Source organism: Halobellus sp. Atlit-38R (assembly GCF_003665925.1).
Lineage (GTDB): Archaea > Halobacteriota > Halobacteria > Halobacteriales > Haloferacaceae > Haloquadratum > Haloquadratum inordinatus.
The window spans coordinates 88,349-94,601 of sequence record NZ_QXIJ01000012.1; the positions used below are offsets into that span (position 1 = coordinate 88,349).

General features: G+C 51.2%; 7 protein-coding genes. 4 read left to right on the forward strand and 3 right to left on the reverse strand.

Annotated elements, in window-relative coordinates; translation table 11 throughout:
- Positions 1-73: 73 nt before the first annotated feature.
- Positions 74-1,516, reverse strand: coding sequence for an MATE family efflux transporter (locus D3D02_RS14635; RefSeq protein ID WP_121570735.1), 1,443 nt, complete (start codon positions 1,514-1,516; stop codon positions 74-76).
- Between the two features lie 807 nt (positions 1,517-2,323).
- Between D3D02_RS14635 and D3D02_RS14640 the strand changes: the two genes are divergently transcribed.
- Entirely contained in the window at positions 2,324-2,752 is a 429-nt protein-coding gene (locus D3D02_RS14640) for a universal stress protein (protein ID WP_121570743.1), read from the forward strand.
- 118 nt (positions 2,753-2,870) lie between these two features.
- Here the strand turns inward: D3D02_RS14640 and D3D02_RS14645 are convergent, their stop codons facing one another.
- Entirely contained in the window at positions 2,871-3,626 is a 756-nt protein-coding gene (locus tag D3D02_RS14645) for an IclR family transcriptional regulator (RefSeq protein WP_158599382.1), read from the reverse strand.
- Between the two features lie 287 nt (positions 3,627-3,913).
- Here D3D02_RS14645 and D3D02_RS14650 point away from each other — a divergent pair, with 287 nt between their 5' ends.
- A complete protein-coding gene (locus D3D02_RS14650; protein WP_121570737.1) occupies positions 3,914-4,465 on the forward strand; it encodes a hypothetical protein in 552 nt (183 codons plus the stop codon).
- Positions 4,466-4,481: 16 nt separating this feature from the next.
- Here the strand turns inward: D3D02_RS14650 and D3D02_RS14655 are convergent, their stop codons facing one another.
- The gene (locus D3D02_RS14655) at positions 4,482-4,988 is read right to left on the reverse strand and encodes a GbsR/MarR family transcriptional regulator (protein ID WP_121570738.1); all 507 of its coding nucleotides are present in this window, start codon (positions 4,986-4,988) and stop codon (positions 4,482-4,484) included.
- A 208-nt stretch (positions 4,989-5,196) separates the two neighbouring features.
- On the opposite strand from D3D02_RS14655, the gene D3D02_RS14660 reads away from it, so the two are divergent.
- Together D3D02_RS14660 and D3D02_RS14665 are read left to right on the forward strand one after the other, a co-directional pair.
- Positions 5,197-5,487, forward strand: a complete 291-nt coding sequence (locus D3D02_RS14660) for a winged helix-turn-helix domain-containing protein (RefSeq protein ID WP_233560670.1) — start codon at positions 5,197-5,199, stop codon at positions 5,485-5,487.
- 74 nt (positions 5,488-5,561) lie between these two features.
- Positions 5,562-6,008: a hypothetical protein gene (locus tag D3D02_RS14665; RefSeq protein WP_121570740.1), complete on the forward strand. Its 447-nt coding sequence runs from the start codon at positions 5,562-5,564 to the stop codon at positions 6,006-6,008.
- The last annotated feature ends 245 nt before the right edge of the window (positions 6,009-6,253 follow it).

Consider the following 6,253-nt stretch of genomic DNA (forward strand, 5'->3'; position numbering starts at 1 on the left):
AACCACATCACTAAGACGTTGAGGAGAGCCAAGTTCGCACTTGGGATAGGAGTGCGAAGTGAACAGCAGCCAACTATTCTACTGGCTGGTCCGTCTGCTGGCGATATGAACAGCCGGCAGTTTTCCACACACCGAGGCGGAATCGATACGATGTGATTGCGGCAGGGACGAATGTCTCTAACAGAAGCGCGAGATACAGCATAGATACGCCCAGCGGTGTGATTACTCCAATATATGCAACCGGCACAGAAACGAGGTACAGTCCGACGATGGTAGCGTAAAACAACCAGTGGGTGTCGCCGGCCCCCCGCAATACTCCTGTGGCTGCTTTGTCGATCCCGAGGCCAATTGAGGCAATCGCTGCGATACGTATGAACAACGCCGTCACCTCAATCGAATTTGGATCATCGACGAACACGTTTGCGATTTGGCTCGACAACGAGATTACAACAACCGCGATCAAGACGAATGTGACGATGGTAAGGCGAAAGATACCAATTCCATACTGGGTTGCGTCTCTGATTTCATTTGCCCCTAGGTGACGCCCGACGAGACTGCTCGCCGCCATCGAGAATCCCCAAGCAGGCGAATTAACCAATCCCCGGACCCGACGAGCAACCTCAAATGCAGCGACCACCGTGGATCCATAGACCGCAGCGATAGCCAATAGAGGGAACACCACGATGGCTCTGGCTACTTCTTGGAACATAAGTGGTCCACTGACCCTGATGAGCGATCGAAGGAGGGAGAGATCGATACGGCCACCAGTGAACGATATTCTGATCGGGACTGGCTGGCGTATCGGGTATCTAAGCCCGAGAAGACCCCATAAGAAGACTATCGTTACTGTGACAGTGGCTACGAGAGTTCCGATTGCTGCACCAATAACGCCGAGCTCAAATCCAAAGATCAGGAACACATTCACGACGATATTGATAACTGCCCCTCCTGCTCTGATCACCATCGGGGTGAGCGTATCGCCAATAGCAGCAAATACTCGGCTTGCGACCTTGTTACAGTACTCAAAGAAAAGCGCAGGAGCCAAAATCGAAAGATAGGTCGATCCATACCCAATTGCTTCCGGTGACCCTCCCAGCAGTCCCACTAGCGTCGATGAATAATATAAATATACCCCGGTCAACGGAAGAGAGATCACCGCAGCCAGTACGTAGCTCTGGCCGATCGTTCGGTTGGCTAACTCGATATTGTCAGCGCCAAAGTATTGGGAAACGAGACTTATTGCCCCTCCTGAAAGACCCAGAGACACCCGGTTCCCGATCTGCCAGTAGGCGTACGCGAATGCGAGGCCTGCAATTGCAGGCGGACCAAGCACCGTACCGACCATCGCCAAGTCAGCCGTCTGCTGAGACATACGCGCGATCCCAGTGACGATTCGTGGCCACGACAGATTGAGGGTTGACTGAAGTCGAGACCGCTCAACAATATTGGCGTGCTCAAGAGCTTTTGCAAATTGTGTACCGATCGTCTGAAGGACGGTCGATAAACGGGACCTCATTTCTCCACACCTATTGAGGAGAAACGTCGCATTATTGGAAATTCATACGTCCGGGCTATCGGCCCCCGTAAACGATCAGGAGAAGATAGAGTTCTGCTAGTGGAACGGATCCCCCAGTTAATTACGCTGAAGAGATGGCGTTCAATTCTTTTGCGATTGGAGAGCGGTACTCGTGAACAGATCATAGAATACAGTTTAGAGGAAGGGAATTAAGTTTTGACATCGCAGCAACCAGAATCGCTAACCGTGAAAATAGACGCTCAGATCTGAGTGACCTCGAATAGTGCAGTCCACTTCCTATCGTAAGTACATAACCGGACTGAGATTGGGCTCTAAAACGAAAATTAGGTGGAAAGTGTTTGATATTGGCAAAAGTTGTTGGTCGTTGATTTTGCTTTCGCCAGGCAACATCCGGCATCCACATTTATTCTATTACAATTGTAGTTTTGTAATGTCTTATGTCATTGCTTGAGACAGTACCTAGTGTTTGTTATTGGCAAACCAGATGCTGGCCTACTGGGCGACCTGAGCGATTAATTTCGACATTACTCTTGATACACTTCGGGTAGTTCCGCCGAGCGTGCGACAAGAAAGTCCGCATTTTGCCGGAAACAACCGGTTAGTCAGCAGATATACTGACTGACACTTCTCAAGAAGACCCCTTCAATCACAGCGTCCGGTTAACTATCTGGGTACCAAACTGATCGTGGTCGCCTCGGAGCCTGTCCGCCCTTCGTTTTATTCGATTGATTTGCGGTCTATGACGCAACGAGAATACTTATGATGATTAGTTCTGATGATTGGGGTATGGTTATTCTTGTGGCAGTAGATCGGTCTGACCGAGCAAAGCACGTTGTCGAAGAGGCCGCTGAGTTGGCACAGGCGTTTGAGGAACCACTCCAGATAATACATATTATGACCCGTCGCGAGTTTCTCGATATCGAAACAACAAGTGTAAAGAAGGACAATTCACCAGTTAGTCTGGACAAGATTCGAGCCGAGGCAGCAAGGCACGCCGAGAATGCCGCCTCAGACATTACTTGTTCATATGAAACAATTGGACGCGTTGGTGATGTCTCTGCAGAGGTAACCCGCTATGCGGAGGAACAAGGAGTTCGGTATATTGTAGTCGGGGGCCGAAAACGTTCGCCTGCCGGAAAGGCGGTGTTTGGCAGCAAAACACAGTCGATTCTACTGGAAGCTGACCGCCCCGTGGTCGCAATTATGGGTGAGTAACAAGGGAGTGCTAGCTGAGTCAGGAGATCAAAGAGTAATATTTCAATAAGTGATGACGAATATTTTCATCATATCTATGTTACCCGTTGATTGAGAGGGCGTTACAAGAGCGTTCAGATTACCGATATGCGAGGTTGAATTCGATGTCATCGGCTACTGATCTGACTAACGGAGCAAGTTCGTTTTTGCAGTATTCCTTCGTTAGCCGGGTCGCTGACCCGGCGACTGAGATACCGGCAGCGACCTCGGAGTTCTGATCGAAAATCGGAGTTCCCACAGCGTGTATTCCGCTCAGATCTTCGCCGAAATTTGTTGAAAAGCCTCTCTCTTGGATCTCTTTGAGCTCTTGACGCAGTTTGTTGCGCTCTGTGATGGTGTTCTCTGTCAACGGTTCCAACTCAGACCTATCAATAATAGTATTACGTCGGTCTGCAGGTAGATTTGCTAAAATTGCCTTTCCTGCCGAGTTTGCGTGAAGAGGTTTCCATGTGCCGATGATAGATTCTCGGTCTATAGATCGACCAGCAATGTAACCATCGATGAACATTCCCATTCCATTTTGCTCAACCATACACCAGGCTGTTTCCCCAGTCTCATCTGCGAGACGGGCCAAATCCTCTTTTGCTACGCGGTAGACAGGCGACTGTTCTCGAGTATCAACTGCGACTGCAAAGAATTCAAGTCCCAACTCGTACTTATCATTTTTCTTGACTACATAGTCATAATCTCTGAGAGTTGATACATAATGATGAGCATTTGCTTTCGAGATATTGAGAATGTCACTCAGTTCGGTAACGCCTAACCGTCCATATTCACGAAATGCCTCAATAATAGAAAAAAGCCTTTCTGCCGACTTGATACGGCGATTTCCCATACAAACAAGATGGAGTCCTGGGTATTCAATATTCTGCAAGGAAACAGACATAGTTCTTGAATCCATTTATATAATCCAAATATATAGCGATCTATACTGTTATAAAAATTGTTATGGAATAATTATTGGGTTTGGTCGGGGAGATTTCTTACTAACCCTCGGTAGTGCACGGTTGACTGTGCAGAGATCCCTCACATCTGTCTTGTTACGGATGTCGGCACTAAGCGGAGGCATATGACGGCCTACTTACAGGGACTTTATTTCTACGCAGTCTCGTATTTCACACAATGGCCACCTACGAGGCATTTGATGAGAATGTCGAAGTCAACGGGAAGACGGTCCTGACTGTTATTGAAGAAGCAATGGGGAAGTTCTCAGCGCACTATCGGCAACACGCAATCAACGCGCTTGCCGAGGAAGGGATCACTGACCCGACTCCTGATGAATGGTATCCGCAGCAGGCGTGGCTGAACGCGTTCGAGACCATTGCGACAGACCTGGAACCGCACATTTTGGATCGACTCGGAGCACAAATCCCGGAGGTGGCCGATTGGCCCACTGCTATCGAGACGATTTCAGAAGGCCTTCGCTCGATCGACGACGCATATCAGCGGAATCACCGTGGCGGCGACATTGGATACTACCAGTTCTCCCGAACCGACGATCAATCAGGTGAGGTCGTTTGTTATAATCCGTACCCGTGCCCGTTCGACCGCGGACTCATTCGCGGTGTCGCCCAACAGTATGCGACTGTCGATGAGTTCGTCTTTATCGAAGAGACGGGTGACGCTTGCCGCCGAGAAGGAGCCGATATGTGTACCTACACCGTCCACTGGTGAGAGCTGCGCGGTCTCTTTACTCGTAGGCTTCGAGTGCTTCACGGAGTTCTGACACCGATAACCCAGATGTGAGCGCGACGATTTCTTGCAGATCTTCGTAGGTGTCACGGAGGTCTTGAATGCGCTCTGCCTCGTGACCGCCCCTCTCGGCTGGAAGTTGCCTTTCAGCCCGTTGCAACGTGCGAAGTGACGCCTGGATCTCCCGGTCAATGTACTGCTGGAAGACATCCTGAATGATAAACCAGACCTCGCGCTCGGCCTCGAAGCGAACGCGTCGCCCACCTCCGTCTGACGACCGGCGATGAATGAGGCCGAGGCGGCTCAGCTTGCGGGTCACATTACTGACCGTGGATTTGGCATAGCCGGTCGTGCCAACGAGATCCGGGATCGAGAGCGGCTCTTCAGCGAAATATAAAACGCCGTAGATGCGGCCGGCGCTTCGGCTCAGCCCGTATACTTCCGCAGACTGCTCCATCGACTCGATAACACGCTCACGCGCTTGGGCGACGTCCTCGCTACTCATAGATAGATAGTGACTCCGATACGGTGCTGGATACGCCGGGAAGACATATTTCGCTATTAGAGTTCGTTAGTGTTAAGTTGTTTGATTCGTTTGTTCGAGATGAACCGAACAAAGTGAACGAGTAACTCGATATACACCATCCACAATGTCAAGCGCCTTTCCACGGCAATCGTCAGTTGATCACGTCCCCGACAAACGGACTGATGTCGTGGTTCCAGACGGGGAGTCAGTAGAGATACTTCAAGCCATATCCTCAGAAACTGCGCAAGCAATCATCAGTCGCCTCGAAACCGAGCCACTAACCGCATCAGATGTCGCTGAAGCGGTAGATACATCCATCCAAAATGTTAGGTATCATCTCTCCCGGCTTTCGGAGGCTGGATTGGTCGAAGGTGTTGATACGTGGTACTCTGAAAAGGGCAGAGAGATGACTGTCTACGCCCTCACGACTGAGGAACTCGTCGTGCAGTTCGGGAGTCGTGACGTAAGGGGTCGTTGACCTGCCCGATCTGTGGCGCGTAGTTTTCCACCCGGGCATACCAACTTTTCATCGAACGAGAGATACGACTAGCTATGGATAGTGAGCCCCTCTTTGGATCAAGCAGAGGTCCCGAAAGAAAGTGGGCGCTCTACGCAGGCGGCTATATGTTCATCTGTGCGACAGTGGTTGGCCTTGTCCTTTCCGACATACTCTCGCTATTCGCAGAAGTGATTAGCCTCTCGACAGCGTACTGGCCGATCATCGTAGCAAGCCCAGCGTTCGTGATCGGAGCAGTCGTCTGGTGGGTGATCGTCGAACGTCGAGCGCTGTACACGTATTTCCCGGGGGCCGTCTTCGGCCTCACCACGGCGTTGGTCACGGGGATTCTGTGGACGGCTCAATTTGTTCGGGTCTGGGGCTTCGAGATGGTACTGGTCCCTGAAGTCGCGTTACTCATCGCGATCGTCCTCGGGGTTGCTGCCATCGCTGGAGTATTCACGTCGGTTCCGCTGACGTACGCGCGGCGTCGATTCACCTAAGTCAAGGCGGAGGCCCCACCCTCAAGGAGCGCAGGGCTTCCGCCTCTGGTGGAAGCACAAGCGAGTAGGGTGGGGAGGAAGCCGACCCGGCACTGACCAACCGCCAGACTGTTGCCCAGGCAGTGTTCAGATAAGGTCGAAGGACGAGGCGGACGTGAGTTCTTGGTGCCTATGCCAAAACCCACCCGCCTCATCGAAGCTAGCGACTTCCCGGAGTTAGAATTTGTGGAGCGAGAGGCGACACC

What these genes read in the sequence shown, in the direction of transcription:
- D3D02_RS14645 (WP_158599382.1), bottom strand. Translation starts at nt 3,626, where the DNA reads ATGGGAAATCGCCGTATCAAGTCGGCAGAAAGGCTTTTTTCTATTATT.
- D3D02_RS14640 (WP_121570743.1), top strand. Translation starts at nt 2,324, where the DNA reads ATGGTTATTCTTGTGGCAGTAGATCGGTCTGACCGAGCAAAGCACGTT.
- D3D02_RS14665 (WP_121570740.1), top strand. Translation starts at nt 5,562, where the DNA reads ATGGATAGTGAGCCCCTCTTTGGATCAAGCAGAGGTCCCGAAAGAAAG.
- D3D02_RS14650 (WP_121570737.1), top strand. Translation starts at nt 3,914, where the DNA reads ATGGCCACCTACGAGGCATTTGATGAGAATGTCGAAGTCAACGGGAAG.
- D3D02_RS14635 (WP_121570735.1), bottom strand. Translation starts at nt 1,516, where the DNA reads ATGAGGTCCCGTTTATCGACCGTCCTTCAGACGATCGGTACACAATTT.
- D3D02_RS14655 (WP_121570738.1), bottom strand. Translation starts at nt 4,988, where the DNA reads ATGAGTAGCGAGGACGTCGCCCAAGCGCGTGAGCGTGTTATCGAGTCG.